Origin of the sequence: Pseudidiomarina sp. CB1 (assembly GCF_024752025.1) — a bacterium.
GTDB lineage: Bacteria > Pseudomonadota > Gammaproteobacteria > Enterobacterales > Alteromonadaceae > Pseudidiomarina.
On the sequence record NZ_JANTPU010000001.1, the window covers coordinates 1,411,494 to 1,438,331 of the forward strand.

Genomic DNA, 26,838 nt, shown 5'->3' on the forward strand with positions numbered 1-26,838 from the left:
GAAGTTTGCGGTGTGCGACGGGACTTGACGCAACAGCAAATGTGCTAGATGATGCGATAGCAACGTAGACAACAAGAACAATAAATAAACATTGCGCAAATTAATCAGTAAGTTAGTCGATACCAGTAAGCCTATATCGCCAGCTGAAGCGAGATTCAGAATGGTGAGGGACTTTTGTGGCTTGGTCTTCATCGCTGCCGCACTTTTCTATTCTGTCTTCGCGATTATCGATAACGAACGTCTCCGTGAGCTCGAAACACAAAAACGCCGTGGTATTGAACAAATCAGCGCCATGCGCGCCACCATCGAGCACCGCATTCAAGCTAACACCCTCGTGCTGAAAGCACTTAAACCGGAAATTTTGTGGCAAGATACGCCAGACCGCCTGCGTTTGCAGCGCGTACTCGACGAATTCTTAACGCCTGAACTCGATATCAGCCACCTTGCTTTGGCGCCGGGACTCAAAGTCTCGTTTGTCTACCCGATCGAAAATAATCAACGCATTCTCGGTCTCGATTACCGCACTGTCGCCGCACAGTACCATGAAGTGCTACTTGCCATTGCCAGTCAAGATGTGGTGTTAAGCGGCCCCGTGGACTTAGTGCAAGGCGGCACAGCACTGATTGCGCGCTTACCCATTTTCCAGCAAGAAGGGCAATTGTGGGGACTCGCGTCCTTAGTTATCGATCACGAAAAGCTGTTTCACGAAATTGGTTTTTATCGGAATCCTGACTATTTGTTCTACCTGTCACGTAAGAACGCGCAAAACGGTGGTAAAGCCATCATTGGCGAACCGAGCGTGCTTGACTATGATCCGATCATTGTTGATGTGCAGGTGCCCAACGATGTGTGGCAACTTGCGGTTGCCCCGCGCGATGGTTATTGGATTAAGCAGCAACATGAGTACTGGGTGCATTGGCTCATCGGCATTTCGCTGATTTCATTGATTGTCTGGGCGTTTGCCGTCTTAATATTAACCCAACACCGGTTGCGTAAAGCGGTGTATACCATCAGTTATCAGTCGCGCTTCGACCCGCTGACCGACTTACCCAACCGTTACTATTTCCATCTGCAGCTTGAAGAAGAGATTGCTGCGGCGAAAGAAGATGACTACGAACTCGCGGTCATCATGTTTGACTTAGACCACTTACGCGACATCAACGATGCGCTTGGTCACGAAACCGGAGATGCTTTGTTAGAGCACGTGGTCGAGCGCTTGCAAAATAGTTTGCAAGAGCATGACTTACTCGGCCGTATTGGTGGCGATGAATTTGTTGTGGTGTTGTCGGACTTTGAACATACCAGCGATATCGAAAAGCAAGCACGGGTGTTGATCAGCGACATCATGAATACCGCAGATATTGCGCAGAACCACATCAATATTACCGCTAGTGCCGGTATTGCGCTGTACCCGCGTGACGCCGCCGATGCCGAGCATATCGTGAAGTGTGCTGAACTCGCGCTGTATGCGGCAAAATCGAGTGGTTCTATGAGCGTTGCGTTTTACGATGAACGCCTGCGGCAAACCACCGAACAACATATATTGCTGCACCATGAAATGATCAATGCACTGGACGCGCAGCAATTCCATGTGGAGTATCAACCGGTCATCGAAACCGAAACTGGCTTACTTACCCGCTGTGAAGCGCTGATTCGCTGGGATCACCCTGAGCGCGGCACGATTTCACCTGGTGAGTTTATTCCAATCGCCGAAAAAACGGGTGCAATTATCTGGATTGGCGAATTCGTGATGCGGCAAGTGATTCAGGACTGGCAAGTCATGCGTGGGCGGGGCATTGACGTTACCGTCGCAGTGAACCGTTCACCACGGGAATTTAACGACAAGCATGCCGCCAAAAACTGGTTACTTGCTTTAGAAGACGCCAACATGCCGCCGGATCGCTTAATGTTGGAGATTACCGAGTCAATGTTGATGCGCAACAAAGACGGGCAGCTCGCAAATCTGCGCCAACTGCGTGACGCTGGAGTGCATTTAGCTATCGATGACTTTGGTACCGGCTATTCGAGCCTGAATTACTTGCGCTCTTACCCGATTGATGTGATTAAGATTGATCGCGGCTTTTTGTCCAACGTGCCAGAAAACAACACGCAAACGGCTTTGGTTGAGGTACTTATTCGCATCGCTCATACCCTTGATATGCAAGTTGTCGCCGAAGGGGTTGAGCACGCCGAGCAGGTCGACTTTCTATTTGAAAAGGGCTGCCACTATCAACAGGGCTTTTATTACGGGCGTAGCATGAAGCTTGACCACTTCATTAAGTTTACCAAGAAACATAATACTGAAGTGCTCGCCAAGCAAGACTAAAAGAAAAAGGCGAGTTAGCCGATAAGCCGGGTTCTGTCGTGGACAATCATTCGTCTAGCCACTGAATCGCTTCAGCGTTCAAGCAGTCTACCCGGGTTCAACGCGGGCCGCGCCAAAGAACCCCTATTTGACCTTGCTCCGAGTGGAGTTTACCGTGCCACGAACTGTTACCAGCCGCGCGGTGCGCTCTTACCGCACCCTTTCACCCTTACCTGATCCTGCAAGCAGGCCATCGGCGGTTTGCTCTCTGTTGCACTAGTCGTCGGCTCACGCCGCCCAGACGTTATCTGGCACTCTGCCCTATGGAGCCCGGACTTTCCTCCCCCTATGCGAACATAGGCAGCGATTGTCTGGCTAACTCTGCGGCGCATTCTACGTGTTATCGTGCTCCAGCGCCAGTTGATACAACTGATTTTTGCGCAAACCATGAATTTCTGCGGCGCAAGCGGCGGCCTTCTTTAGTGGCATGTGTTCACGCAATAACGTGACCGTACGCAACGCAGCTTGCGTGTCGCCCGCTTGCTCAGTAACGGGTGCGCCGGCGAGCATCAACACAAACTCTCCACGTTGTTGGTTACTATCGGCATTCACCTGCGCAGCAACTTCAGCAATGCTGCCACTGAGGTAGGTTTCAAACTGTTTGGTCAACTCGCGCGCCAACACCAACTTTCGCTCGGCGCCGAGTACTTCTTCAAGATCACTTAAGGTTGCCAAAATCCGGTGCGGTGACTCATAAAAAACCATGGTTCTTGGCTCGGCCACAAGTTCGCTCAAGGTCTTTCGGCGTTGCTGCGGCTTCGCTGGTAAAAAACCTTCAAAGGTAAATCGATCCGTCGGCAAACCAGCGCCTGACAGTGCGGTGGTGATCGCACAGGGCCCAGGGAGTGCGACCACGCGGATTCCTTGCGCGCGACATTGTTGCACCAACACATAACCTGGGTCACTGATCAGCGGGGTACCAGCGTCACTAATCAACGCCAACGAATCGCCACCCTGCAGGCGTTCAATAACCGCTTGGGCGCGTTCGCGTTCATTGTGCTCATGTAGGGCAAACACTTCATTATTGATCGCAAATTGCTGCAATAATTTACGGCTGTGGCGGGTGTCTTCGGCAGCGATCGCCACCACGTTAGCTAAAACTTCTTGCGCCCGAGGTGACAAATCGCCGAGATTACCGATCGGTGTCGGCACAATATATAACGTACCTGCTGGTGTCTGCGACATGTTAACCCCTTGTAAGATTTGGCCCGCTACATTGTGTCCCTGCGGCCCTAGGTTTATAGTATGGACATGTTCAACCTAGCGAAAAGAGTGTGACTGGTGAACCCCGCTATTGTGCCAAAGAAGTTAACCGCGTGCATACTTGTTTGCATGCTAACCGCCTGTGCAACGCAGCAATCCAAGCGTCCGAGCACGCCGGTGACGCCAACCGAGCCGCCCAGCGAGATCGGCCAAACAGAAGTACAAAGCTCGGCACGCAATATCGCGCAGTTGCTCGACGAGGTGCAACAACTCCCAAGCCGCGAATTGCAATTAGCCTTTATGGTGCAAGAATCACTGCGCTTGCAGGCCAATAATGAATGGCAGAGTAGCGCCGCCCTGCTTAGTCAAGTAGAGCGCGAACTTAAAGACCACCCTACGGCGCTTGATGCTGCCCAACAACGCCGGTTCACCATCGCGCAAGCCCAGTGGTTAGCCAGCCAAGGGCAGTTTATGGCGGCACAAAACACGCTACGCCCTTTACTTGATGATTTAAGCCGTCTGAGCGACAGCGATCGCTCGCTCGCCATGCGACTTGCACGCGATTTAGCCTGGCAGCTCGGCGACGAGCAACACGCGGCAAGTTACGCGCTGGCGTTGCTTGATGCCGACGTAGCACCGGACGACAGCAACGAACCTTGGCTTTATCTGCGGCACGCCCCCAAGCCATCCGCATTGACGGCTAACAGTCGACTTGCGCAAGGTTGGCTCCGTCTGGCACAGGCGGCCCACGCCATCGTCGATGGCTCTGAGTCGGCGGCGCTACAAAACTGGGAATTGCGTTATGCAAATCACCCTGGGCTAGCCGTCGCCGCACAGCTGAAACAAACTCTCATCGCCAGCAAACGTGCGCAGCGCGCCTTGGTACTGTTGCCATTGAGCGGTCAATACGCAGAGCAAGGCCAAGCCGTTCTCGATGGCATGGTGATGGCGCTCGAAGGACAACAAGACTTTGAGATTATTATTCAAGACAGCCAAGGCTATGACTTTCGTCAACTCGGCGAAGTTATTCAGCGGCAACAGGTGACCAGTGTCATTGGCCCGCTACTGAAAGAAAATCTAAGCCAAATAACACCTGAATCCGTGGCAAACGTGGATTGGATTGCGTTAAATTCACTGGAACGCTTCACCACACCACCGACACTTTGGTACGCCCTAGAGCCCGAGACAGAATACAGTCAAATCGCGAGAACCTTCGCCAAACGCGGGTATCAACGCGCTTTGGTGCTGGCCGCTGAAAGCCAACGTGGTCAGCAGGCGATTACCGCCTTTCAAGAAGCGTTCCTCGATGCCGTCCCCGACGGCGCAGTGGACACCGGTGTCTACCGCACGCCCGACGATATGAAAGCAATCGTCCAAGAAAAGCTCGGCGTGACGGATAGTGAGGAGCGTATTTGGCAAGTTAAAATCACCGCTGGAAAAATCTTGGTGGATGCCGAAGCGCGCAGTCGCGCTGACATTGATGCGATTTTTTTACCGGGTGGCATTGAACAAACTCGCCTACTCAAACCCTTCATCGACGTTAATATTTCGCCGTTTATGGACACTATTCCAGTCTACGCAACGTCTGCCAGTCATATACGCCGCGACGCATTAAGCGAAAACGACCTCGATAATGTGCGTTTTACCGAATTGCCTTGGTTACTGCCTAAGCATCCGGCGTACGAGCGCCTACAAGCGCTGCTACAGCAACGCCGGCATTGGAGCTATGACCTTGCACGACTAGCAGCATTTGGACACGATGTGATGTTACTGACGCAGCACCGCCAACAACTTAAGAGCCTTCCAGGCCTATCTTTGGACGGTTTAACTGGTAAGTTACATTGGAGCGGCACACAGGTCTACCGCGAGCTAGCCTGGGCACAATACGATGGTCATCAGGTAAAGCCGGTTGACGAAGTGACCGCTGATTAGAACTGAAGTCACCGCAAGCATGAATAAGGAACATGGATGTTACCTAAAGCAACCGGGAATGCCGGCGAAGCACAAGCCGTGGCATTCTTACACGATCAGCAGTTGCGTTTAGTGGAACGCAATTATCGTTGCGATCTTGGCGAAATCGATATCATTATGCGTGACCACGAACATTGGGTGTTTATTGAGGTCAAATATCGCAAGAACGAAGATTTTGCGACTGTTGTCGAACAAATCACGCAGGCCCAATGTCAACGCATTAGACGCAGTGCGCAATTTTATTTACTATCGCACAAACTTGATGAACATCAGACGCCTATGCGCTTCGATGTCGTCGCCATTTGTGAGCAACCCGAACAACTTTATTGGTTGCCTGATGCTTTTTAATGAGGATTTATGGAAGAACCGGTCAAGGCCATTTTTACCGAATGTATTCAGACCCAGATTGCTTCTGCGGATTTATTACAGGAGCCGTTACTGAATGCTGGGGAGCTTTTGGTAGATTCGTTATTACGCGGGCAGAAAGTCTATTGCTGCGGTGAGAGTATGGCGCATGCCAGCGCCCGCCACTTCTCACACATTATGCTCACTGGCTTACAGTTCGACCGCCCCCCTTTTCCAGTGAACGCATTACACGCCGACTTTGGTGCGAATGAGCACGAAGCTATTTTTGCACAGCAAATCTTAGCTGTGGGTCAACCGAACGACCTACTCATTGTGTTAAGCGCAGGCGCACGCGCACCCCGCATAAGTCGCGCGATGGAAGCAGCCCTTAGTCGGGGGATGCTGATTATTGCGTTAACCAATGATGCCGACCAAGACGTAGCTGGTCTCCTTGGTCCTGACGATGTTGAGATTAGAATACCTTCACGAAACGCCGCTCGCGTAAGTGAACACTTACTTCAGCTGGTAAATATGCTCTGCAGCCTCGCCGAGCAACAGATTTTTCCGCAGGAGGATGACGCATGAAAATTCAGGCAAAATTAGGCGCAATCGCCTTCGCCGCAATGCTTACCTTGACGGGTTGCGCTGCAGCTCTGGTGGGAGCGACCGCAGTCGGCATTTCGTCGGCAACGGACTCGCGCACGGTTGGCACTCAAGTCGACGATCAAGCTATCGAAATTAAAGTTATTGCCGCACTCAAAGGTGAAGAACGCCTTGCTAACAGTCGCATTCAGGTAGTGTCATTTAACCGCTCAGTACTGTTGATGGGTCAAGCGCAAAGTCATGGTCTTGCTGAGCTAGCCACGCGTATGACCCGTGATACGGCTGGGGTACAGCGTGTACATAACGAAATTCGCATCGGTGAGGTGATCAGCTTCAAAACGATCAGTAACGATAGTTGGCTCACCAGTAAGATTAAAGCGAAATTCGTGACCGACGAGGCCATTGATGCGGCGAAGATCAAAGTCGTCACGGAGAATAGTGAAGTATTTTTAATGGGCTTAGTTGATCGAAATATGGCGCGCCAAGCGGTCGAAGTCGCACGCAATACTAACGGCGTGCAGCGCGTTATTGACGCTTTTGAAATCCGTTAGAACACCGTTGCTCGTACGCTTCGCTGTTCGGAGGGCGTGGTAGCCCGTGGTTCTACCACGGGTCATCTCTGACATTTCGACCATATACGTTCAATTCGAAATACCCCGTGGTAGAACCACGGGCTACCTATTATTTGATGACTTTGAGGTTGGGCCGTTTGCTCTTGCTCGGCTTCGACGACTTGTCATCGTCTTGTGCACCATCAATCACTGCTGACGGCCCTTGCTGAGGCGCCGTAGACTCAACTTCATCTGCTTCATCTTGCAATTGCGGCTCTTCTTCGAAGATGGTTCCGGCACCGTTTTCACGTGCGTACAGCGCAACTACGGCAACCATAGGAACGTAAACCCGATGTGGTTTACCAGAGAAACGCGCGTTAAACTCAACGCGGTCATTGGCGAGCTGCAAATTACCTACTGCTGACGGTGCGATGTTAAGCACGATCTGGCCATCTTTGACAAACTCGAAAGGAATTTGGCAGCCAGGCTGCTCAGCGTCAACCACAAGGTGTGGCGTTAATTGATTATCAACCAACCACTCGTACACCGCCCGAAGCATATACGGGCGGCGTGCGGTCATTGCAGTTAAATCACTCACCGGCCGAGGTCTCGCTCGATATCGGTCAGCGATTCCTGGAAGGAATCACGTTCAAAAACGCGCAACATGTAAGCCTTGATCGGTTTCGCTGCTGCACCCTCTAGGCTAATACCGTAACTTGGCAGGCGCCACAATAATGGCGCCAAGTAACAGTCCACAAGGGTAAATTCTTCGCTCATGAAGTAAGGCGTATCGGCAAAAATTGGCGCCAAGGCAAGAATACCTTCGCGGAGTTCTTGGCGCGCCGCTTCGACACCTTTACCACCTTTTTCAATAGAGTCAGCCAAGCTGAACCAGTCACGTTCAATGCGATACATCATGAGGCGACTGGTTCCGCGAGCAACCGGATAAACCGGCATCAATGGCGGATGCGGAAAACGTTCATCAAGGTATTCCATGATGATGTGGGCATTGTAGAGAACCAGCTCACGATCGACTAAGGTTGGCAGCGCATCCGGATACGGATTCAACTGTAACAAGTCCTCAGGCACTTGGTCGCTGTCAACGTAAGTGATTTCAACACTCACGCCTTTCTCTGCGAGAACGATTCGGGCCTGATGACTACGAAGGTCATTACGTCCCGAATACAAGGTCATCACTGACCGTTTATTTGCCGCAACCGACATGTCTTTCTCCATCATTTCTTCTTCACGTCTTTAAAGAATTCACGCTTGAGTAACCAAGCTAAAATAGTAAAGACCAGTAAGAAACCGAATACTTTCCAGCCCAGACGACGCTGCTCAAGCAACATCGGTTCACCGGTGTAAACCAAGAAGTTAGTAAGATCTAACATTGCTTGGTCGTATTCAGATTCGCTCAGCATACCGCTGCCGTCGGTTTTGATGCCTACGTAAACGTCTTGCATTTCACCGTCAATCATACGCTGTTCAGTCGTTTTACGTGGCACACCTTGCAACTCTTGCAAAACGTGCGGCATCCCAACATTTGGGAACACCGTATTGTTCACGCCAAACGGGCGCGACTCATCCACATAGAACGAACGGAGATAGGTATAAATCCAGTCAGCACCGCGAACACGAGCCACCAAGGTTAAATCTGGTGCGGCGGTACCAAACCATGCGCCTGCAGCTTCAGCCGGCATAGCGTTGGTGATCAAGTCACCTACCTTTTCACCAGTAAACTGCAAGTTCGCTTCGCCTAGGTCTTCTGGAATACCTAAGTCGTTAAACGTACGGTTATAACGTTGATACTCCATCGAGTGACAGCCCAGGCAGTAGTTCATGAACAACTGCGCACCACGTTGCAAAGAGGCTTTGTCGTGTAGATCAACTTTAGCTTCATCAAGTGGAACCGTTGGGCCAGCTGCAAAACCTGCAACTGACCAAATTGTCGCGGCTACCAGTAGCGTCGTTTTCAGAAACTGTTTCATCACTTAGTAATCCTCTCTGGAACTGGCTTCGTGTTTTCGTTTTTGCTGTAGAAGAACAGGAAAACGAAGAAGGCGAAGTACAAGAAGGTGAAGACCCGCGCAAAGAAAGTATAAACTTCAGTTGCTGGTTTCAGGCCTAAGTAACCAAGCGCGATAAAGCTAATGACAAACAACGTCAAATTAACCTTGTGGAAGCCACAGCGATAACGAATCGAGCGTACTTTGCCGCGGTCAATCCAAGGCAACAAGAACAACGCGACAATGGCACCGAACATCAAGATGACACCAAGCAGTTTATCAGGCACCGCACGCAAAATGGCGTAGAACGGTGTGAAATACCACACTGGCGCAATGTGTTCAGGTGTTTTCAATGGGTTTGCCGGCTCAAAGTTCGGTGGCTCAAGGAACAAGCCGCCCATTGCTGGGGCAAAGAAAATCACGTAACAGAACAAGAACAAGAAGATACCAATACCTACTAAATCCTTCACGACGTAATACGGGAAGAATGGGAAAGCATCGACAATGTCATACTTGTTGGTAAAGCGTTCATGGAATTTGAACTTCGGCTTTTCTTCTTCAGGTACCGAGCCTTTTGGCTTCTTGATATTGATACCTTCAGGGTTGTTCGAGCCAACTTCATGCAACGCAATGATGTGTAAGAACACCAAAATGACCAATACCAATGGTAATGCGATCACGTGGAGTGCAAAGAAGCGGTTCAACGTAGCACCCGAGATGACATAGTCACCACGAATCCATAGCGTCAAATCATCGCCAATAATCGGAATCGCACCGAATAGCGAGATGATAACCTGAGCACCCCAGTACGACATTTGTCCCCAAGGTAGCAAGTAGCCCATAAAGGCTTCGGCCATCAGCACTAAGAAAATCAGCATACCGAAGACCCACAGCAATTCACGAGGCTTCTGGTAGGAGCCGTACATCATGCCGCGGAACATATGCAGATAGACCACCACGAAGAAGGCGGACGCCCCCGTCGAATGCATGTAACGCAACAACCAACCGTAGTCGATATCACGCATAATGTATTCAACTGAAGCAAAAGCGCCATCTGCAGAAGGCACATAATTCATTGTTAACCAAATACCAGTGAGGATTTGGTTTACCAGTACCAGCATGGCGAGCACACCAAACAAGTACCAGAAGTTAAAGTTTTTCGGAGCTGGATATTGCGCGAGGTGGATATTCCACGTCTTGGTCATCGGAATGCGTTCGTCAAACCATGCGATTAGTTTTTTCATCAGGCTTGCTCCCCGTCTTCACCCACCAAAATGGTGTTGTCGTCAATGTAGTAATGCGGCGGCACCACCAAATTGTACGGCGCAGGTACGCCTTCGAACACACGACCAGCGATGTCAAACTTCGAACCGTGACAAGGGCAGAAGAAACCAGCGCTAATACCTTCGACTTGTTCACCAAAAGAATCTTCAAGATACTGTGGCGAACAACCAAGGTGCGTACAAATACCAACGGCAACAAAGTATTCTTCTTTGCGCGAACGGTACATGTTAGCCGCATATTCTGGTTGTTGTGGTTCTTCTGAATTAGGGTCACGCAGTTGATCTGCTAAGCCTTCAAGGCTATTCAACATTTCTGGGGTACGACGCACAACCCATACAGGCTGACCACGCCATTCCACACGAATCATTTGACCCGGCTCGGCTTTTCCGATGTTCACTTCCACTGGCGCACCCGCGTTTTTCGCTTTCGCACTCGGGTTCCATGACGCAATGAAAGGAACGGCAACACCCACCGCGCCTGCTGCACCAACCACAGAGGTTGCGACAGTCAGAAAACGACGGCGGCCTTTATCTACAGGCGCATTGCTCATCCACTTACTCTCCAGTTTGGACGCTTTGCGGGACATCGCCGCAAAGTCAGTAATTAGCTGCTGCGTTAGAATTGCTTGTGCTTTTGCGCACAGACAATCGGCAAAAAAATGCTTTCAGATGATAAAGAAATACCCTGATTTTTACAAGGACAAAGACAAAAAACCCGGCACAATGGCCGGGTTTTTGCTTTTGCTGAAACGTACAGTTTCGTAAACGGTAATTTTTGCGATTAACGCTTCGAGAACTGTGGACGCTTACGAGCTTTGTGCAAGCCAACTTTCTTACGTTCAACTTGACGCGCGTCACGAGTAACGTAACCAGCGCGACGCAAGTCGCCACGTAGCGCTTCGTCGTATTGCATAAGTGCACGAGTGATGCCGTGACGCACTGCGCCAGCTTGACCACTTGAACCACCACCTTTAACGGTGATGTACAAATCGAATTTCTCAACCATGTCAACAAGCTCAAGCGGTTGACGAACAACCATTTGTGCTGTTTCACGGCCGAAGTATTCTTCTAAAGTGCGGTTATTGATGCTGATGTTGCCGCTGCCCGGACGCAAGAATACGCGCGCGGTAGAGCTTTTGCGACGACCAGTACCGTAGTATTGATTCTCTGCCATTTTCTTAATGCTCCGTCTTAAATTTCAAGTTGTTTAGGCTGTTGAGCAACATGGTTGTGCTCGGTGCCTGCATATACTTTCAGTTTACGGAACATGGCACGACCCAGTGGACCACGAGGTAACATACCTTTCACCGCTTTCTGAATGACCATTTCTGGTTTCTTGGCGATCAACTTTTCGAAGTTGATTTCCTTGATACCACCTGGATACCCAGAGTGTGAATAATAGATCTTGTTCTGAGCTTTACGGCCAGTTACGGCTACTTTCTCAGCGTTAACGATGATGATGTAATCACCAGTATCAACGTGAGGCGTGTACTCAGGCTTATGCTTACCACGTAGGCGACGGGCTACTTCAGTCGCCAGACGACCTAAAGTTTTACCTTCAGCGTCAATAACATACCAGTCACGTTGTACAGTTTCTGGTTTTGCAACAAATGTACTCATTGAAACTTACTCTTTATTAAAGGTTCACGACAGTAGTTCCGGGCTTCCCCGCGAACCACAACAACCGTTGTGGCGATGCCACACACTGGTTAGTTGTACCTGTAACGTGGGCTGCGCGGATTATAGGGAAAACCGGCTAAAAGATCAACGGCGTTATTCGTTATTCGTCCGCTGCGCTGTTCGTCCGCGCTACGCGCTGTTCGTAACCCGTGGTTCTACCACGGGTCCAACCTGACCTTTTGACCATGTTCGTTGAATTCGACATGCCCCGTGGTAGAACCACGGGCTACCCATTACTTTTACGGTTTGTGCTCAAGGGCTAGGTATTCCTGGCTTTGCATTTCTTGCAGGCGCGAAATACAGCGCTGGTATTCAAACTTCAGCTTGCCGTCGGTGTAGATGTCTTCCAACGGGACGGCCGCCGACAAAATCAGCTTCACGCGGCGCTCGTAAAATTCATCAACCAAGGCGAGAAAACGCCGTGCGGCATCATCGCTATTGCCACCAAGCTGCGGTACGTTGCTGATCAGTACCGCGTGATACAGTTGCGCCAGCTCAATATAGTCATTTTGCGAACGTGGCCCACCACATATAGCCTCAAAGTCGAACAAGACGACATCATCGCATTCTAAACGTACTGGAATATCACGGCCATTGATGCGGATGGTACCGTCAGTGTTGCGACTGCAATGGTCTGGCGCAAGCTCCGTGAAATAGCGTTGTAAATTTTCGTCAGCTTCTGTATCTAACGGGGCATGGTAAATTTCTGCTTTCGTGAGTGTGCGTAAGCGATAATCGATGCCGCTGTCGACGTTAATCACTTCGCAATGGTTTTTAATAAGCTCTATGGCTGGTAGAAAACGTGCCCGCTGCAAACCATTTTTATAGAGCTCATCGGGCACGATATTTGATGTCGCGACAAGGACGACGTTGCGCTTGAAGAGCTCTTGCATCAACGTGCCAAGAATCATCGCGTCGGTAATGTCTTGCACGAAGAACTCATCAAAGCAGACAATTTGTGCTTCGCTCGCAAGTTTATCGGCAATGATGGGTAATGGATCGCTCTTGCCTTTTAGCTCTTTAAGTTCTTTATGAACGCGATGCATAAAGCGATGAAAATGAACCCGTAGCTTTTGTTCAAATGGCAAGGTTTCGTAAAAGGTATCGACCAAATAGGTTTTACCTCGGCCTACCCCACCCCAAAAATAAATGCCTTGTGGGGCTTTGGGTTCGTTACCAAGCCATGACTTTAACTTTGCTAGCACGCCGCCTGCTTGCTGGCGACGGTAGTGCAATAGCTCATCATACAATCGTTGTAAGGCTTCGACGGCACGTCGTTGCGCGGCATCAGGGGTGAATCCGCCGGACGCTAAATCCGCTTCATATTTGCTCAATGGGGTGATGTTTTGCGTTGTCACTACCACTTCGACCCTATTCTGGATTATGCTATGGGCAACTAGTTTATCATGTGAAGCGCGTTGTTAAGGAGTTTTTATGAATGCAATCATTGGCATTCTTCTGGTTTTAGCAGGAGCTATTGTAGGTTTTTTCGTTGCTCGCTATTGGCTCAAAGAGCATTCTGACGAGGCGCGCCTGAACGAGCAAGTACAACAAAGCCGCGAACAACTTGCGGCGTATCAACAAGAAGTGGCCGAGCACTTTGCTACTGCCAGCGCACTTGTCGAGCAGCTCGAAGAGACTCAAGACAAACTGAAAGCCTACTTGAGCCACAGTTCAGAAATTCTGCAACAAGAGCAAGCACAACCGAGCTTGCCATTTTTTGCCGAAGACACGATGCGGCAATTACGCATGGCCAGCCAACTGCAGAAAGATAGTTCGCAGGCGAAAAAAGAAACCACCGAGCAGCCGCCACGCGACTACTCCGATAAAAAGAGCGGCATTTTTTCAAGCTCTAAAGAAAAAACATCTTGAAACATTCTTAAGCTGAACTTATCTCATTAGGGTCGGTCTTTACTTGCACCATGTGAATCCACATGAAAGTGTTGATTAAAGGAGTCTGTACCCTATGAGAACAAAGTTCATTGCAGTTCTAGCACTTACGGGCCTGTTAACCCTTGGCGGTAGCGCACAGGCCAATATCCCTTTCTTCAGCAATAAAGACGAAGTGCCAACCTTGGCGCCGATGCTTGAAGAAGTTACCCCTGCTGTCGTCAACATCTCGGTCAAAGGCAGTCGCGAAGTTCGGCAACGCATTCCTGATATGTTCCGCTTCTTCTTTGGTCCGAATGGTCCGCGCGAACAGGTTCAAGAACGACCGTTCCGTGGTCTGGGTTCTGGTGTCATCATCGATGCCGAAAATGGCTATGTGGTTACCAACAATCATGTGATTGACGGCGCCAGCGAAATTCTCGTTACCCTGAAAGATGGCGAGCAATTTGATGCCGAAGTTATTGGTACAGACGCCAACTCTGATATAGCATTGCTCAAAATCAAAGACGGCAAAGACTTAACCGAAATAGAAATCGGTAGTTCTGCAGATCTACGTGTCGGTGATTTTGTGGTGGCGATTGGCAACCCCTTTGGACTAGGCCAAACAGTAACGTCTGGGATTGTCAGCGCATTGGGTCGCAGTGGTTTAGGCATCGAAGAAATTGAAAACTTTATTCAAACCGATGCTGCGATTAACAGCGGTAACTCTGGTGGAGCCCTAGTTACGCTTGACGGCAAGCTAATTGGCATCAACACCGCGATCTTGGGTCCTAATGGTGGCAATATCGGAATCGGTTTCGCAATTCCATCGGACATGATGGAAGCCCTCGTGCAACAACTTATCGAGTTTGGCGAAGTACGGCGCGGCGTGCTCGGCGTGCGCGGTAACGACTTGACCCCTGACATTGCCAAAGCGTTGAATCTAGATGCCAACCAAGGTGCCTTTATTGCCGAAGTCGTGCCCGATAGCGCCGCAGCCGAGGCGGGTTTGCAGTCAGGTGACGTTATCACTGCTGTTAATGGCGAAAAAGTTCGTAGCTTTGCTGATTTAAGTGCCCGGGTAAAAACCTTAGGCGTCGGTAAACCTTTTGACATCACCGTGTTACGGGACGGCGACAAACGTACTTTTGAAGTCACCTTGTCGGCCGATGAAACCGCAGTTGAAGCTGAGCAGTTACACCCCGCACTGCAAGGTGCAACGTTGGCGCCAAGTGATGGCGGCGGTATCACCATCACCGAACTTGAAGAGGGTTCAATGGCTGCGCGTTACGGCTTGCGTAAAGACGATGTTATCGTTGCCGTGAATCGTAAACCGGTAAACTCGGTGAGCGAATTACGCTCTGCACTCGACAGTGCGGACGGTGTCGTAGCATTAAATATTCGCCGCGGAAATTCATCGCTCTACCTTGTTTTACGTGGTGGTTAACCCCATCTACAAAGAAGCATCAAAAATCACAGCGCACATTGATAAGGCAGCCTCGTAGGGGCTGCCTTCTTTTTTGCAGAAGTGGTATGCTTTTGCTTATTACAATAAATCGAATGGACATCTCACATGCAGCAACGCTCATCCAGTCATTGGCTTCGTTATCTTTTGCGCTCGATTGCACTTGGACTCGTCGTTGCTGCTGTAGTCATTTGGGTGCAACCCTACATTAGCGCTTGGCAAGCCAACCGCGCTGCGCCTGAGCAGCCCGTCAGTTTTGCTAAAGCCGTCAATCGCGCAGCTCCCGCAGTGGTGAATATTTATAGTCTGTCAGAGGTTCGCGGCTCCTATTACAATCGACGCCCAAATACCGTGTTGCGGCTTGGCTCTGGCATCATTATGGATAACGTTGGTCACGTACTTACCGCTGCCCACGTGGTCGCCAATGTCAGCAGCATCCAAGTTGCCCTGCAAGATGGTCGACAAACCAGTGCCCAGGTTATTGGTTCAGATCCCATCACAGATCTAGCCGTTTTACGTATTGAGCTCGATAACTTACCGGTCATCCCACAAGATCAACAGCTACGTGCAAGTGTCGGCGATGTGGTACTGGCCATCGGCAACCCCCTGAACCTTGGCCAAACCATAACTCAGGGAATTATTAGTGCAACCGGTGGTCGCATGGGCGTGATTAATAGCCATGCCGATTTATTGCAAATGGACGCAGTGATTAATGAGGGTGCCTCAGGCGGCGCTTTAGTCAATAGCGAAGGCTACCTTGTCGGGATTAATAATGCGCAATTCCGCGGTCCAGCAGGTCAGGGAGTCGAGGGTATTTACTTTGCAGTTCCTTACGCACTCGCCTATGACATCATGACCAAGTTGATTGAAGAAGGTGAAGTGGTTCGTGGTTACCTAGGCGTGAATACGGGCGACCGCCCACAAACCCAACAACAACCAGGCATTCTCGTCACTGGCGTCGATAGCAATAGTCCAGCCGAACGCGCAGGATTACGTGCCGAGGACTACATTATTGAAATCGCCGGTGAACCCATTGCCTCTTCGCAAGAAGGTCTTGCGCTGATTTCCAATACAGCTCCAGGAACGGAACTCGAAGTGCGGTTCATCCGTGGTAATGAAGAACTCACCACCACGGTAACCATTAGCAAATTGCGCTAGTGAACTTGGCGCTCAGCTTTGTCTTTCAATTCTGGCGCCAAGCGCAGTAAGTTTCTTCTCGATAGCTTCGTAGCCGCGATCGATATGATAGATACGCTCGACGGTGGTTTGTCCCTTCGCTACTAAGCCGGCGATGACCAATGACGCTGAAGCGCGTAAATCGGTACACATGACTTGCGCGCCCGCCAATTCCGCAACCCCTTTGCAAATCGCGGTATTGCCCTCAAGCTCAATTTGCGCGCCCATACGCTGGAGTTCTGGCACATGCATGAAGCGATTTTCAAAAATCGTCTCACGCACCCATCCAGAGCCATCCGCAATCGCATTCAACGCACAAAACTGCGCTTGCATATCCGTTGGAAACGCCGGATGAGGCGCGGTAATCACATTCACAGGTTTCGGCCGCGCCGGTGCCTCAATGCGAATCCAATCGTCACCCTTGCTGATCTTAGCGCCCGCTTCGGTGAGTTTTTTCATCACCGCATCAAGCATTGTCGGATCGGTATTCTTACACGTCACATCACCACCGGTAACGAGTGCCGCTACCAAAAAGGTTCCGGTTTCAATACGATCAGGCTGAACGGAGTAATGGCCACCATGCAATTGCTCGACACCGTGAATTTCAATGGTGTCACTGCCCGCACCACGCACGTCAGCGCCCAAGGCATTCAAAAAGTTGGCTAAATCAACTACCTCAGGTTCACGCGCGGCATTTTCAATCGTCGTGACACCGTCGGCTAAAGTGGCAGCCATCATTAGGTTCTCGGTGCCAGTAACACTCACCGTATCAAGAAGAATCTGCGCACCTTGCAGACGACCGTCCACTTCGGCATTAATGTAGCCGTTCTCGACGGTAATGTGCGCGCCCATTTGCCGTAAACCTTCAATGTGCAAATTCACTGGACGGGCGCCAATAGCGCAACCGCCCGGTAGCGATACTTGTGCTTTACCAGAACGAGCCAAGAGTGGCCCCAACACCAAAATCGATGCACGCATGGTTTTAACCAAGTCATAACTCGCGATGTGATTGGTCAGTTGCTGCGGATGAATAACGTAGCTGTTGCTATCGCGTTGGGTACTGCCCACCCCAAGGTCGGCAAGTAGCTTTAACGAGGTGCGAACATCTTGTAGGGCTGGAACATTACTAATTTCAACATCATCAGTAGCGAGCAAACTAGCCATTAGAATTGGCAAGGCGGCGTTCTTTGCACCAGAAATTACAACTTCGCCACGCAAAGCTTGGCCACCCGTGATTACAAATTTTTGCATAACGCGAAACTCTCTTTAACTCAACATTGCGAGTTTTTTCTCGCGTTGCCACTCGGTCGGTGTGTAGGTTTTAATGGATACAGCATGCAGTTCGCCGCTCGCAATAAGTTTTTTAAGAGGTGCATAGACCGTTTGCTGCTTCTTGACGCGGCTCATGTCAGCAAAAATCTCACTTACTGCGGTAATGTTCGCATGACTGCCTTCGACTTTCACCAGTAAATCATCGAGCTCAAGTGCGTCTTGCAGTCGTTGTTGAATATCGTCGGTTGTCATGAATCTCTGTTCTTCTCGTGTTCGGAATTTTATATCGCCAAGAGGTCAGTAGCGCCACTAACATCGACAATGGCTTTAAACTGTTGACTCGGTTTCGAGATCGTTAGTTCACACTGCTTTTCTAATAAGTATTTCTTGAGCTGCAACAGCATAGCAACACCAGCCGAATCAACATGCTCAAGCGCTGCCAAGTCGACAGTTAACTGTTGCTCACCTTGGTGCCACTGCGCACGCTCTTGCCACGCCTGTGGCACAGTTGCGCGCGTAAGCTCACCGCTAAAGATGAGCTTACCGTCATGCTGTTGCCAAGCAAACCCTGTCATCCTAGCTTTGCCCTTCTTGATACGGTTGAATTGGATCTTGCGACTTCTCACGTAACAGTTCAATCGTGCCATCGATACCACGGCTACGGATCACCGAAGAGATTTCTGCCGCTTTACTGTTCAACAAGCTGACACCTTCGACCACCAAGTCGTAGGCTTTCCACAAACGCTCGTCATCGTCGTAGCGCAATTTAAAATCCAAACGAATCGGTGGGCGACCTTCTTCGATGAGACGCGTATTCACTTCAACCATGCGATCCTCTGGGCCCAGCTCACGCGCACGCTCAAATTCAAACTGATGTTTGTTTTCGTCGTATTGGGTAAAAGCACGGCCATAAGTGGCAATCAAATACTCACGAAATACCGCATAGAATTGCTGCCGCTGTTCGGCTGTCGTATCTTTAAGGTTGCGCCCGAGCACACGTTTTGCGGCGTAAGTAGAATCAACGTAAGGCATCAACTCCTCACGAATAATCTCACGCAAATAATCCAAATCTTCATCGATTTTAGGTCGATCATTGGCGATGCGCTCAGCCGTTTTATTCGCCACACGCTCAAGCAATGTATAAGGATTTTCATCGCGCACCACATCGGAGTTCGCTTTTGCAACTCCTCCGGTGACCACCAACAACGCTGTCAACATCAATGCCGATAAAGTTTTCATAATGACTCCTTAGTCATTGCCTTGGCTAAACAAGAATTGGCCAATCAAATCTTCGAGTACCAAGGCCGATTTTGTATCGTGGATATAATCCCCGTCATCCAACATTTCAACGGTATCGTCAATAAATCCTGGGCTTAGGCCAATGTACTGCTCGCCTAACAAACCTGACGTTAGAATTGAGACCGATGAAGTATCCGAAAATTCATCGTAATCTTTGCTAATCGTCATTTCGACCAACGGCTCATAATAATCACCGTCCAGAGTGATTTTGCTCACTCGACCAACAACAACGCCACCTACTTTAACTGGAGAACGCTCTTTCAGACCACCAATGTTGTCGAACTTTGCATATAATTTATAAGTTTCACCATTACTGGAAAAATTCGTGTTCGCTGCACGAAGCCCCAAAAACAACAGTGCCAACACGCCAATAATGACAAAAAAACCAACTGCTAACTGCGTATTTCTTGATTCCATAACTATTTATCCAAACATGAGTGCAGTGAGAACAAAATCGAGACCTAGGACCGCTAAGGATGCAGTCACCACCGTTGACGTTGTCGCGCGACTAATACCTACCGAGGTGGGTACACAGTGATAACCCTTGTGCAGGGCAATCCAAGTCACTACGAATGCAAAAACTAAACTTTTGATAATGCCATTGAGAATATCTTGTCCCCACTCGACATTAGCTTGCATGACCGACCAAAATGCACCGTCATCGACGCCCAACCAACGCACACCGACTAAATAACCGCCGTAAATGCCGACCGCCGAAAAAATCAGCGCCAGCAATGGCATACTGTAAAAGCCAGCCCAAAAGCGCGGTGAAATCACACGGCGTAATGGATCAACGGCCATCATCTCCAAGCTCGATAATTGCTCAGTTGCTTTCATCAGACCAATTTCGGCCGTCAACGCAGAGCCAGCGCGCCCAGCAAATAATAATGCGGTGACCACTGGGCCTAACTCACGCAGCAGTGACAAAGCGACCATCGGGCCCAAGCTTTGCTCAGCCCCAAAATCAACCAGAATGGTATAGCCTTGTAGGCCCAAAACCATCCCGATAAACAAGCCACTTACGACAATAATAATGAGCGACAGTACGCCAACGGAATACATTTGCTGCATCAGCAAAGGCCATGATTTACGTAACTGTGGTTTACCAATTAGCGCTCGCAGCAACATCACCATGGCTTGGCCAGCGCCAGCAATGCTATCCAGCACTGCTTTGCCCAAGCCTGCAATTCTATCCAGCATGAGACTCTCCTTGCTGCGCACCTAAAATCTCTTCGGCTAGGCTTGGCGCACGATAATGGAAAGGCACCGGGCCATCAGCCTCACCGGAAAGGAATTGGTGGATTAAAGGATCATCGGAGTTCTTTAATTCTTCCGGAGACCCTTCAGCGACCACTTTCTTGTCCGCAATAATCACGACTTTGTCGGCAATGGTTAATACTTCTGCTACGTCATGGGTGACCACCACACTGGTCAAGCCTAATGAGTTATTCAACGATTTAATCAATTTGACGATAACACCCATGGAAATCGGATCTTGCCCCGCGAAAGGCTCATCGTACATGATCAATTCGGGGTCAAGCGCGATGGCCCGTGCTAAAGCTGCACGCCGCGCCATGCCACCTGACAATTCCGCAGGCATGAGATGCCGGGCACCACGCAAGCCGACCGCTTCGAGCTTCATCAGCACGATGGTTTCAATGATTTCTTCGCTGAGTTTACTGTGTTCGCGCAACGGAAAAGCAATATTGTCGTACACCGACATGTCGGTGAACAAAGCGCCACTCTGGAACAACATACTCATGCGTTTACGTTGCTCATAAAGATGGCTACGTGATAACTCGGGGATGTTGTAACCCGCGAATTCGATAGTGCCGCGTTGCGGTTTGAGTTGACCGCCGATAAGCCGCAGCAAAGTTGTCTTACCGATACCGCTGGGCCCCATGATCGCCGTTATCTTACCGCGCGGGATCCGCAAACTGAGGCCTTTATAGACCTGATGCGCACCGTAACTGTGCGCAAAGTCCAGATTTTCGATGACAATAAGATCATCCATCTGAGCGCTTGTCATAGCAGGTTCTTCCTTCCGTTTCCGACCGCCTAGTTTACCTGAAAACGAGGGGTTTCCCTAGCCGCTAGCGGTAAAATTTGTGACAAATCATTCACTGTAAGCAGTTTTACGTCTGCATTTGCAGAATCGATCGGTTATGATTGCACTATTGCTACTTGATAGTCGATATAAGGTTAAGCATGACAGCGGCAAAAACAGACACTTTCACTTCGCTTGCGGCCTCGGTTCTCGATATTGAAGCACGCTCAATCAGCGACTTGAAACGCTTTTTAGATGACACCTTTACTCAGGCCTGTGAATACCTTCTGGCCTGTAAAGGACGTGTCATTGTGATCGGCATGGGTAAATCCGGGCATATTGGCGGAAAAATTGCCGCCACCCTTGCTTCGACAGGTACGCCCGCGTTTTTCGTTCACCCTGGTGAAGCCAGCCATGGCGACTTGGGGATGATCACCGCCGATGACGTGGTGTTAGCGATATCGAATTCCGGCGAAACTGGCGAAGTCCTAAGTATTGCCCCGCTTATCAAACGCCGCGGTGCCCACCTGATCAGTATGACCGGGAACCCGCAATCGACGCTCGCAGAATTAGCCGACGTACATATTTGTATCGCCGTAGAGCAAGAAGCATGCCCGCTTGGTTTAGCCCCCACTTCATCGACCACCGCTACGCTCGCGATGGGCGACGCTTTGGCTGTCGCACTGCTGCATGCACGTGGATTTACTGCAGATGACTTTGCTATGTCGCACCCTGGCGGTAGCTTGGGTCGACGTTTATTACTGCACATTCACGACGTTATGCATAGTGGCGAGCGCATGCCGTTGGTGACTGAACAGGCGACGCTAAGTGAGGCCTTGCTCGAAATGTCACGTAAAGGATTGGGGATGACCGGCGTGGTTGATGATCAACAACAACTCGTTGGCGTGTTTACCGACGGTGACTTACGCCGTATTTTGGACCAACGCATTGATGTGCATCAAGCCGCAATAACCCAAGTGATGACCCGCAACCCCATCACAATTAGTGCTGACGTGCTTGCAGCCGAAGGCCTTAAACTGATGGAAGACAAAAAGATTAATGGTCTTTTCGCCGTGGATCGTGACGGTACAGTGCGCGGCGCCTTGAACATGCATGATCTGTTAAAAGCAGGGGTAATGTAATGACGCAAGCAACCGTCAGTACCTGGTACGGCGACATTAGTGAATCGCTGTTCGCCAGCCTTCAAGCGATCCGCCTTGTGATATGCGATGTCGATGGCGTCTTTTCCGATGGCCGTATTTATCTAGGTAACGACGGCGAAGAGCTGAAAAGTTTTCACACTCGCGATGGCTTTGGCGTCAAGGCATTACTTGCCAATAACGTGCAGGTAGCGGTAGTTACCGGACGCCGCTCCGCGATCGTTGAGCAACGTATGCAAGCGCTTGGCGTGAAAGATATTTTTCAAGGCACCACCGAAAAGCTTGCGGTGTACCAAAAACTCGCCGAGAAATACCAACTCAAAGACAGCGCCATTGCCAGTATTGGCGATGACGTGCCTGATGTTGTCATGATTCAACGTGCAGGTGTCGGCGTGGCCCCTCAAGACGCGCATCCGTGGGTGCAGCAGCAAGCCGATTATGTAACCAGCATGAGTGGTGGCTTTGGCGCTGTGCGTGAGTTAAGTGACTTGATTCTACTTAGCCAAGGCCACTTGCAACTGCAAGGTGGAGTCAGTCTATGAACCGCCAATTAGGTTGGATCCTCGCTATTTTATTTTTGCTCGGTGCCTTGCTCATCTGGCGGCCGTTCGATCAAGCCGAAGATGCCGGAGACAGCGACCTCTTTCAGGAAGTGCCACCGGATTTTATTGCCGAAGGCTTACGCACGCGTGTTTACAACACTGACGGCGAGCTTATCCATCGCATCAATGCAACCAAAATGACCCATTACAGTCCAATTGGTTTAACTGAGCTCATGGCCCCGCAATACCAAGTGCGTGTGGCGGGAAATCAGAGTGAGTGGCAGGTCGTCGCTGAGCAAGGCTCATTTTATGACGACAAAACGCTAGTACTTGAACGCGACATCGTGATCACTCACATGACCGACAATGACTATTTAGAGCGTGTTGAAACCAACTATCTGACCATCGATACCCTTGCTGAAACGATGAGCACTGACGAACCAGTTACCATTTATGGGCGCAACTTTTTAGTCCGTGGTAATGGTATGATTGCCGACTTGAATGCCGAAACATTGGAATTGAATGAACATGTACAAACCACTTACAAACGTACGCAACAGCCTTAAGCATTACTTCACGTATTATGCGCTGGCAACACTGCTATTAGGCTGTGTCATGAGTCCCAGCGCTTTTGCGCAGGGCAAAGCTGACTTTGAACAGAACATCGAGGTTGACTCGGAACGTGACTGGTTTGATATTCAAAACAAAATTGCCGTGTTCGAAGAGAATGTCGTCATCACCCAAGGCACGCTGCGCATCACCGCCGACCACCTTGAAGTAGCGGAAAATAGCGAGACGGGATCGCGCAGCTTTACTGCGGAAGGAAGCCCAGCCACCTATCAGCAAGAGCTGGAAGACGGCAACATTATTCGCGCCGAAGCCGCGATGATTCGCTATGACGAAAACGCCCAAGTGCTTACCATGTCAGGTGACGTCAAAGTAACGCAAGCAGGCAGCCAAATTCAGGGCCATGAGATTGTTTATAACTTCGCGACGCAGCAAATGCGTGCAATTCGCGGCGAAGACGAAAGCGATCGCGTGACGACTATTTTCCAGCCAAGTAAAAAGAACGAAGACGATAATGAGCCAATTAACCGTTGAACATCTAGCAAAAGCCTATAAAAAACGGCAAGTCGTCAAAGACGTCAGTCTTACCGTAGAGTCGGGCAAAGTCATCGGTCTGCTGGGTCCAAATGGTGCAGGTAAAACGACGACGTTTTATATGATTGTCGGTCTCGTCAATCATGACAAAGGTCGCATTTTACTCGATGACAATGACATCTCGTTGTTGCCGATGCACGAGCGTGCACGCAAGGGAATCGGCTATTTGCCGCAAGAGTCATCTATTTTTCGCAAGCTTACCGTACGCGACAATATTCTCGCCATTCTCGAAACACGCAAAGATCTCGACAATAACGGCCGCGAAGAAAAGCTTGATGAATTACTCGAAGAATTTCACATCGGTCACATCGCCAACAGCTTGGGTATGAGTCTCTCAGGTGGTGAACGTCGACGCGTAGAAATCGCTCGCGCCCTAGCGGCAGAGCCTGAATTTATTCTCCTCGACGAGCCTTTCGCTGGGGTCGACCCCATTTCTGTTATCGACATCAAGAAAATCATCGAACATCTTCGCCAGCGCGGTATTGGCGTCCTGATCACCGATCACAATGTACGTGAAACCCTCTCCGTTTGTGAGCATGCCTATATTGTTAGCCATGGGGAGTTGATCGCACAGGGGGACGCCCATACTATTTTAAGTAACCAGCAGGTGAAAGACGTCTATCTAGGCGACCAATTCACTCTGTAGCCGCGTTGACCAACCCGTAGGTGGTGCTTAATGAAGCAGGGCTTGCAGTTTAAATTTAGTCAGCAACTGTCAATGACACCACAGTTGCAGCAAGCCATTCGTTTGTTGCAACTGTCGAGTTTCGAGCTGCAGCAAGAAATCCAACAAGCGCTTGAAGAAAACCCACTACTCGAGCAAGAAGAGCAAGACGACCCACTGCGTGAGCACAGCGACGATAGCGTCGAAATTGGCGAAGAGTGGGATCAAAATTACACCGCTGAATTGCTGGGGGCAGTGGGTCAACATGACGCTGATTACGATGCGCTCACCTTTGGCTGCGGGCAAGAGACCCTTCACGATCACCTCCGTTGGCAATTACAACTGTCACACATGACTGCGCTAGATGAACAAATTGGTCTGGCGATCATCGACGCCATTGATGCAAGTGGCTATCTGCAAACGTCTATTGCTGAATTAACCGAAGCATTAAATGCGCAGTATCCTGACGAGATCGACGCCAGTGAAGTGGCCGTGGTACTTAAACGTATTCAGCACTTTGACCCAATTGGTGTCGGCGCCCGTGATGTTGGCGAATGCTTACTCCTGCAACTCCAACAGTTACCGGAAGCAACTCCCTATTTGGCAGCCGCCAAAAAAGCAGTGCTTGAACACGTTGAACTGCTTGGTTCACGCGACTATCGGACGCTCTCTCGCCGTTTACGATTGAACGAAGAGGCGTTGACTGAGGTCCTAACGCTTATACAGCATTTACAGCCGCGTCCCGGTGACGGCTTCACTGCCAGCGACGACGCTTACGTGATTCCAGATGTGCTGGTCCGCAAGCAAAATAATCGCTGGATGGTTGAGCTAAATCCGCAAAGTTTGCCTAAACTAAAGGTGAACGATAGTTACGCAGCACTGTTAAAGGATACCCGAGCAAGCGACGACATGAGCTATATTCGTCATCACTTACAAGAAGCTAAATGGTTCATGCGCAGTATCGAGAGCCGCAACGATACGCTACTCAAAGTCGCGAGCAGTATTGTGCAACGCCAACAAGCCTTTTTTGAACATGGCGAAGAAGCGATGAAACCCATGGTACTGGCTGACATCGCCCAAGCAATTGAAATGCATGAGTCCACCGTTTCTCGAGTTACCTCCCAAAAGTATATGCATACGCCCCGTGGTGTGTTTGAATTGAAGTACTTCTTCTCGAGTCAGCTTAGTACTGATCAAGGAGGTGAATGTTCATCAACTGCAATTAGGGCTTTGCTGAAGAAGCTAGTTGCCGCCGAAAATCCGAAAAAGCCACTCAGTGATAATAAGTTAACGCAACTGATGGCCGAGCAAGGTATTCAGGTCGCTAGACGGACGATTGCGAAGTATCGTGAGGCGCTCAATATTCCGCCCTCGAGTCAGCGTAAACGTCTAATTTAAATCTTGGACAATAGAAGGAAGATGTTATGCAAATTAACCTGACTGGTCACCATATAGAAATTACTGATGCGCTACGTGATTATGTCGACGCTAAGTTTTCCAAGCTTGAGCGCCATTTTGACCATATCAACAATGTCCATGTGATTTTAAATGTTGAAAAGTTAACCCAAAAAGCGGAAGCTACGCTGCATGTTAACGGCGGTGAAATTTTCGCTGATTCCGAACACCAAGATATGTACGCGGCGATCGACGGTTTAATTGATAAACTCGACCGCCAGGTGATTAAACACAAAGAAAAGATGAAACGTCACTAAATCATGGATTTATCCACCCTATTAAGCCCCGACTGCACCCGCTGTGCAGTCGCGGGCTCAAGCAAAAAGAAAGTTTTAGAGCTGATCGGACAACTGGCTGCGCCACGCCTCTCTGGCACCACAAGTTTCGATGTGTTTGAGAGTCTGCTGAATCGTGAACGACTCGGTAGTACAGGTATTGGCTTGGGTGTTGCAATCCCCCACGGGCGCTTAGGTTCAGCGAATAAGCCCGTTGCTATCTTGCTCACGCTAGCAGAACCGATCGACTTTGATGCTATTGATAATCAGCCGGTGGATATTATTTTCGCCCTACTCGTGCCAGAAGACGAGCACGAGCAGCATTTACAAACGCTCGCCGCAGTAGCCCAGCGTCTGAATGAGAAAACCTGTACTCGAGCCTTACGCGAAGCTCAGAGCGACCAAGAACTCTATACACTTTTTACCGATAAAGACTGCACTTAGTT

32 protein-coding genes and 1 other RNA gene are annotated in these 26,838 nt (G+C 49.9%); 16 read left to right on the forward strand and 17 right to left on the reverse strand.

All coding sequences use genetic code 11. The features are described 5' to 3' along the window. Positions 1-160: 160 nt before the first annotated feature. The gene (locus NV375_RS06760) at positions 161-2,326 is read left to right on the forward strand and encodes a bifunctional diguanylate cyclase/phosphodiesterase (protein ID WP_258807425.1); all 2,166 of its coding nucleotides are present in this window, start codon (positions 161-163) and stop codon (positions 2,324-2,326) included. A 6-nt stretch (positions 2,327-2,332) separates the two neighbouring features. On the opposite strand, the gene rnpB is transcribed toward NV375_RS06760, so the two are convergent. Together rnpB and rsmI are read right to left on the reverse strand one after the other, a co-directional pair. Beyond that, positions 2,333-2,688, reverse strand: an RNA gene (gene rnpB, locus NV375_RS06765) — RNase P RNA component class A. Between the two features lie 10 nt (positions 2,689-2,698). Continuing rightward, on the reverse strand, positions 2,699-3,550 hold the full coding sequence (rsmI, locus tag NV375_RS06770) for a 16S rRNA (cytidine(1402)-2'-O)-methyltransferase (protein WP_258807426.1): 852 nt from the start codon (positions 3,548-3,550) through the stop codon (positions 2,699-2,701). Between the two features lie 147 nt (positions 3,551-3,697). Between rsmI and NV375_RS06775 the strand changes: the two genes are divergently transcribed. The 4 genes from NV375_RS06775 to dolP are packed head-to-tail and all read left to right on the forward strand — an operon-like array spanning position 3,698 to position 7,038. Next, the gene (locus tag NV375_RS06775) at positions 3,698-5,500 is read left to right on the forward strand and encodes a penicillin-binding protein activator (RefSeq protein WP_258807427.1); all 1,803 of its coding nucleotides are present in this window, start codon (positions 3,698-3,700) and stop codon (positions 5,498-5,500) included. A 36-nt stretch (positions 5,501-5,536) separates the two neighbouring features. Next, a complete protein-coding gene (locus NV375_RS06780; protein ID WP_258807428.1) occupies positions 5,537-5,887 on the forward strand; it encodes a YraN family protein in 351 nt (116 codons plus the stop codon). A gap of 9 nt (positions 5,888-5,896) precedes the next feature. Next, complete coding sequence (locus tag NV375_RS06785; RefSeq protein WP_258807429.1) at positions 5,897-6,469, forward strand: SIS domain-containing protein; 573 nt, start codon at positions 5,897-5,899, stop codon at positions 6,467-6,469. After that, on the forward strand, positions 6,466-7,038 hold the full coding sequence (dolP, locus tag NV375_RS06790; RefSeq protein ID WP_258807430.1) for a division/outer membrane stress-associated lipid-binding lipoprotein: 573 nt from the start codon (positions 6,466-6,468) through the stop codon (positions 7,036-7,038). The genes NV375_RS06785 and dolP overlap by 4 nt, the downstream gene beginning before the upstream one ends. A gap of 130 nt (positions 7,039-7,168) precedes the next feature. Here dolP and sspB read toward each other — a convergent pair whose 3' ends face one another. The 8 genes from sspB to zapE all read right to left on the reverse strand — a co-directional run bounded on the left by sspB (position 7,169) and on the right by zapE (position 13,350). Next, entirely contained in the window at positions 7,169-7,636 is a 468-nt protein-coding gene (sspB, locus tag NV375_RS06795; RefSeq protein WP_405035606.1) for a ClpXP protease specificity-enhancing factor, read from the reverse strand. After that, on the reverse strand, positions 7,633-8,262 hold the full coding sequence (gene sspA / locus NV375_RS06800) for a stringent starvation protein SspA (protein WP_258807431.1): 630 nt from the start codon (positions 8,260-8,262) through the stop codon (positions 7,633-7,635). Before sspA ends, sspB begins: the two co-directional genes overlap by 4 nt. Before the next feature lie 11 nt (positions 8,263-8,273). Further along, positions 8,274-9,026 (reverse strand): cytochrome c1, encoded by a 753-nt coding sequence (locus NV375_RS06805; protein ID WP_258807957.1) that lies wholly within the window; start codon positions 9,024-9,026, stop codon positions 8,274-8,276. Next, positions 9,026-10,288, reverse strand: a complete 1,263-nt coding sequence (locus NV375_RS06810; protein ID WP_373567106.1) for a cytochrome bc complex cytochrome b subunit — start codon at positions 10,286-10,288, stop codon at positions 9,026-9,028. The genes NV375_RS06805 and NV375_RS06810 overlap by 1 nt, the downstream gene beginning before the upstream one ends. Next, positions 10,288-10,878, reverse strand: coding sequence for a ubiquinol-cytochrome c reductase iron-sulfur subunit (gene petA, locus NV375_RS06815; protein ID WP_258807432.1), 591 nt, complete (start codon positions 10,876-10,878; stop codon positions 10,288-10,290). Before petA ends, NV375_RS06810 begins: the two co-directional genes overlap by 1 nt. 230 nt (positions 10,879-11,108) lie before the next feature. Continuing rightward, on the reverse strand, positions 11,109-11,501 hold the full coding sequence (gene rpsI / locus NV375_RS06820; protein WP_034731302.1) for a 30S ribosomal protein S9: 393 nt from the start codon (positions 11,499-11,501) through the stop codon (positions 11,109-11,111). Between the two features lie 17 nt (positions 11,502-11,518). Further along, a complete protein-coding gene (gene rplM, locus NV375_RS06825; protein ID WP_126771637.1) occupies positions 11,519-11,947 on the reverse strand; it encodes a 50S ribosomal protein L13 in 429 nt (142 codons plus the stop codon). A 299-nt stretch (positions 11,948-12,246) separates the two neighbouring features. Beyond that, positions 12,247-13,350 (reverse strand): cell division protein ZapE, encoded by a 1,104-nt coding sequence (gene zapE / locus NV375_RS06830; RefSeq protein ID WP_258807958.1) that lies wholly within the window; start codon positions 13,348-13,350, stop codon positions 12,247-12,249. A gap of 91 nt (positions 13,351-13,441) precedes the next feature. Here zapE and NV375_RS06835 point away from each other — a divergent pair, with 91 nt between their 5' ends. The 3 genes from NV375_RS06835 (at position 13,442) to NV375_RS06845 (ending at position 16,499) form a co-directional block, all read left to right on the forward strand. Further along, entirely contained in the window at positions 13,442-13,879 is a 438-nt protein-coding gene (locus NV375_RS06835) for a YhcB family protein (RefSeq protein WP_258239851.1), read from the forward strand. A 94-nt stretch (positions 13,880-13,973) separates the two neighbouring features. Next, entirely contained in the window at positions 13,974-15,323 is a 1,350-nt protein-coding gene (locus tag NV375_RS06840; protein WP_258807434.1) for a DegQ family serine endoprotease, read from the forward strand. A gap of 126 nt (positions 15,324-15,449) precedes the next feature. Then, entirely contained in the window at positions 15,450-16,499 is a 1,050-nt protein-coding gene (locus tag NV375_RS06845; RefSeq protein WP_258807435.1) for a trypsin-like peptidase domain-containing protein, read from the forward strand. A 12-nt stretch (positions 16,500-16,511) separates the two neighbouring features. Here the strand turns inward: NV375_RS06845 and murA are convergent, their stop codons facing one another. The 7 genes from murA to NV375_RS06880 are packed head-to-tail and all read right to left on the reverse strand — an operon-like array spanning position 16,512 to position 21,102. Then, a complete protein-coding gene (gene murA / locus NV375_RS06850; protein ID WP_258807436.1) occupies positions 16,512-17,768 on the reverse strand; it encodes a UDP-N-acetylglucosamine 1-carboxyvinyltransferase in 1,257 nt (418 codons plus the stop codon). A 15-nt stretch (positions 17,769-17,783) separates the two neighbouring features. Further along, positions 17,784-18,041: a BolA family protein gene (locus NV375_RS06855; RefSeq protein WP_258807437.1), complete on the reverse strand. Its 258-nt coding sequence runs from the start codon at positions 18,039-18,041 to the stop codon at positions 17,784-17,786. 29 nt (positions 18,042-18,070) lie between these two features. Next, positions 18,071-18,364: a lipid asymmetry maintenance protein MlaB gene (locus NV375_RS06860; protein WP_157980878.1), complete on the reverse strand. Its 294-nt coding sequence runs from the start codon at positions 18,362-18,364 to the stop codon at positions 18,071-18,073. A gap of 1 nt (position 18,365) precedes the next feature. Next, positions 18,366-19,028, reverse strand: a complete 663-nt coding sequence (locus NV375_RS06865) for a phospholipid-binding protein MlaC (RefSeq protein WP_258807438.1) — start codon at positions 19,026-19,028, stop codon at positions 18,366-18,368. Between the two features lie 9 nt (positions 19,029-19,037). After that, positions 19,038-19,505, reverse strand: coding sequence for an outer membrane lipid asymmetry maintenance protein MlaD (mlaD, locus tag NV375_RS06870; RefSeq protein ID WP_258807440.1), 468 nt, complete (start codon positions 19,503-19,505; stop codon positions 19,038-19,040). Positions 19,506-19,511: 6 nt separating this feature from the next. Then, complete coding sequence (gene mlaE, locus NV375_RS06875) at positions 19,512-20,288, reverse strand: lipid asymmetry maintenance ABC transporter permease subunit MlaE (protein WP_126771655.1); 777 nt, start codon at positions 20,286-20,288, stop codon at positions 19,512-19,514. After that, positions 20,278-21,102 (reverse strand): ATP-binding cassette domain-containing protein, encoded by an 825-nt coding sequence (locus NV375_RS06880; protein WP_258807959.1) that lies wholly within the window; start codon positions 21,100-21,102, stop codon positions 20,278-20,280. Before NV375_RS06880 ends, mlaE begins: the two co-directional genes overlap by 11 nt. 194 nt (positions 21,103-21,296) lie before the next feature. Here NV375_RS06880 and NV375_RS06885 point away from each other — a divergent pair, with 194 nt between their 5' ends. Genes NV375_RS06885 through ptsN form a run of 8 tightly spaced genes read left to right on the forward strand, consistent with a single transcriptional unit; the run spans position 21,297 to position 26,836 of the window. After that, the gene (locus NV375_RS06885) at positions 21,297-22,277 is read left to right on the forward strand and encodes a KpsF/GutQ family sugar-phosphate isomerase (RefSeq protein WP_258807441.1); all 981 of its coding nucleotides are present in this window, start codon (positions 21,297-21,299) and stop codon (positions 22,275-22,277) included. Next, complete coding sequence (gene kdsC / locus NV375_RS06890; RefSeq protein ID WP_258807442.1) at positions 22,277-22,837, forward strand: 3-deoxy-manno-octulosonate-8-phosphatase KdsC; 561 nt, start codon at positions 22,277-22,279, stop codon at positions 22,835-22,837. Before NV375_RS06885 ends, kdsC begins: the two co-directional genes overlap by 1 nt. Next, a complete protein-coding gene (lptC, locus tag NV375_RS06895) occupies positions 22,834-23,403 on the forward strand; it encodes an LPS export ABC transporter periplasmic protein LptC (RefSeq protein ID WP_258807443.1) in 570 nt (189 codons plus the stop codon). Before kdsC ends, lptC begins: the two co-directional genes overlap by 4 nt. 49 nt (positions 23,404-23,452) lie before the next feature. Then, positions 23,453-23,938, forward strand: coding sequence for a lipopolysaccharide transport periplasmic protein LptA (lptA, locus tag NV375_RS06900; protein WP_258807444.1), 486 nt, complete (start codon positions 23,453-23,455; stop codon positions 23,936-23,938). Next, positions 23,919-24,644, forward strand: coding sequence for an LPS export ABC transporter ATP-binding protein (lptB, locus tag NV375_RS06905; RefSeq protein ID WP_258807445.1), 726 nt, complete (start codon positions 23,919-23,921; stop codon positions 24,642-24,644). The genes lptA and lptB overlap by 20 nt, the downstream gene beginning before the upstream one ends. Before the next feature lie 30 nt (positions 24,645-24,674). After that, on the forward strand, positions 24,675-26,060 hold the full coding sequence (locus NV375_RS06910) for an RNA polymerase factor sigma-54 (protein ID WP_258807447.1): 1,386 nt from the start codon (positions 24,675-24,677) through the stop codon (positions 26,058-26,060). Between the two features lie 26 nt (positions 26,061-26,086). After that, on the forward strand, positions 26,087-26,374 hold the full coding sequence (gene hpf / locus NV375_RS06915; RefSeq protein WP_126771668.1) for a ribosome hibernation promoting factor: 288 nt from the start codon (positions 26,087-26,089) through the stop codon (positions 26,372-26,374). Between the two features lie 3 nt (positions 26,375-26,377). Continuing rightward, complete coding sequence (gene ptsN, locus NV375_RS06920; RefSeq protein WP_258807448.1) at positions 26,378-26,836, forward strand: PTS IIA-like nitrogen regulatory protein PtsN; 459 nt, start codon at positions 26,378-26,380, stop codon at positions 26,834-26,836. Positions 26,837-26,838: the final 2 nt, after the last annotated feature.

Coding starts and splice junctions, on each gene's coding strand:
- NV375_RS06760 (WP_258807425.1), top strand. CDS start 161: ATGGTGAGGGACTTTTGTGGCTTGGTCTTCATCGCTGCCGCACTTTTC.
- rsmI (WP_258807426.1), bottom strand. CDS start 3,550: ATGTCGCAGACACCAGCAGGTACGTTATATATTGTGCCGACACCGATC.
- NV375_RS06775 (WP_258807427.1), top strand. CDS start 3,698: ATGCTAACCGCCTGTGCAACGCAGCAATCCAAGCGTCCGAGCACGCCG.
- NV375_RS06780 (WP_258807428.1), top strand. CDS start 5,537: ATGTTACCTAAAGCAACCGGGAATGCCGGCGAAGCACAAGCCGTGGCA.
- NV375_RS06785 (WP_258807429.1), top strand. CDS start 5,897: ATGGAAGAACCGGTCAAGGCCATTTTTACCGAATGTATTCAGACCCAG.
- dolP (WP_258807430.1), top strand. CDS start 6,466: ATGAAAATTCAGGCAAAATTAGGCGCAATCGCCTTCGCCGCAATGCTT.
- sspA (WP_258807431.1), bottom strand. CDS start 8,262: ATGTCGGTTGCGGCAAATAAACGGTCAGTGATGACCTTGTATTCGGGA.
- NV375_RS06805 (WP_258807957.1), bottom strand. CDS start 9,026: ATGAAACAGTTTCTGAAAACGACGCTACTGGTAGCCGCGACAATTTGG.
- NV375_RS06810 (WP_373567106.1), bottom strand. CDS start 10,288: ATGAAAAAACTAATCGCATGGTTTGACGAACGCATTCCGATGACCAAG.
- petA (WP_258807432.1), bottom strand. CDS start 10,878: ATGAGCAATGCGCCTGTAGATAAAGGCCGCCGTCGTTTTCTGACTGTC.
- rpsI (WP_034731302.1), bottom strand. CDS start 11,501: ATGGCAGAGAATCAATACTACGGTACTGGTCGTCGCAAAAGCTCTACC.
- rplM (WP_126771637.1), bottom strand. CDS start 11,947: ATGAGTACATTTGTTGCAAAACCAGAAACTGTACAACGTGACTGGTAT.
- NV375_RS06835 (WP_258239851.1), top strand. CDS start 13,442: ATGAATGCAATCATTGGCATTCTTCTGGTTTTAGCAGGAGCTATTGTA.
- NV375_RS06840 (WP_258807434.1), top strand. CDS start 13,974: ATGAGAACAAAGTTCATTGCAGTTCTAGCACTTACGGGCCTGTTAACC.
- NV375_RS06845 (WP_258807435.1), top strand. CDS start 15,450: ATGCAGCAACGCTCATCCAGTCATTGGCTTCGTTATCTTTTGCGCTCG.
- murA (WP_258807436.1), bottom strand. CDS start 17,768: ATGCAAAAATTTGTAATCACGGGTGGCCAAGCTTTGCGTGGCGAAGTT.
- NV375_RS06855 (WP_258807437.1), bottom strand. CDS start 18,041: ATGACAACCGACGATATTCAACAACGACTGCAAGACGCACTTGAGCTC.
- NV375_RS06860 (WP_157980878.1), bottom strand. CDS start 18,364: ATGACAGGGTTTGCTTGGCAACAGCATGACGGTAAGCTCATCTTTAGC.
- NV375_RS06865 (WP_258807438.1), bottom strand. CDS start 19,028: ATGAAAACTTTATCGGCATTGATGTTGACAGCGTTGTTGGTGGTCACC.
- mlaD (WP_258807440.1), bottom strand. CDS start 19,505: ATGGAATCAAGAAATACGCAGTTAGCAGTTGGTTTTTTTGTCATTATT.
- mlaE (WP_126771655.1), bottom strand. CDS start 20,288: ATGCTGGATAGAATTGCAGGCTTGGGCAAAGCAGTGCTGGATAGCATT.
- NV375_RS06880 (WP_258807959.1), bottom strand. CDS start 21,102: ATGGATGATCTTATTGTCATCGAAAATCTGGACTTTGCGCACAGTTAC.
- NV375_RS06885 (WP_258807441.1), top strand. CDS start 21,297: ATGACAGCGGCAAAAACAGACACTTTCACTTCGCTTGCGGCCTCGGTT.
- kdsC (WP_258807442.1), top strand. CDS start 22,277: ATGACGCAAGCAACCGTCAGTACCTGGTACGGCGACATTAGTGAATCG.
- lptC (WP_258807443.1), top strand. CDS start 22,834: ATGAACCGCCAATTAGGTTGGATCCTCGCTATTTTATTTTTGCTCGGT.
- lptA (WP_258807444.1), top strand. CDS start 23,453: ATGAGTCCCAGCGCTTTTGCGCAGGGCAAAGCTGACTTTGAACAGAAC.
- lptB (WP_258807445.1), top strand. CDS start 23,919: ATGAGCCAATTAACCGTTGAACATCTAGCAAAAGCCTATAAAAAACGG.
- NV375_RS06910 (WP_258807447.1), top strand. CDS start 24,675: ATGAAGCAGGGCTTGCAGTTTAAATTTAGTCAGCAACTGTCAATGACA.
- hpf (WP_126771668.1), top strand. CDS start 26,087: ATGCAAATTAACCTGACTGGTCACCATATAGAAATTACTGATGCGCTA.
- ptsN (WP_258807448.1), top strand. CDS start 26,378: ATGGATTTATCCACCCTATTAAGCCCCGACTGCACCCGCTGTGCAGTC.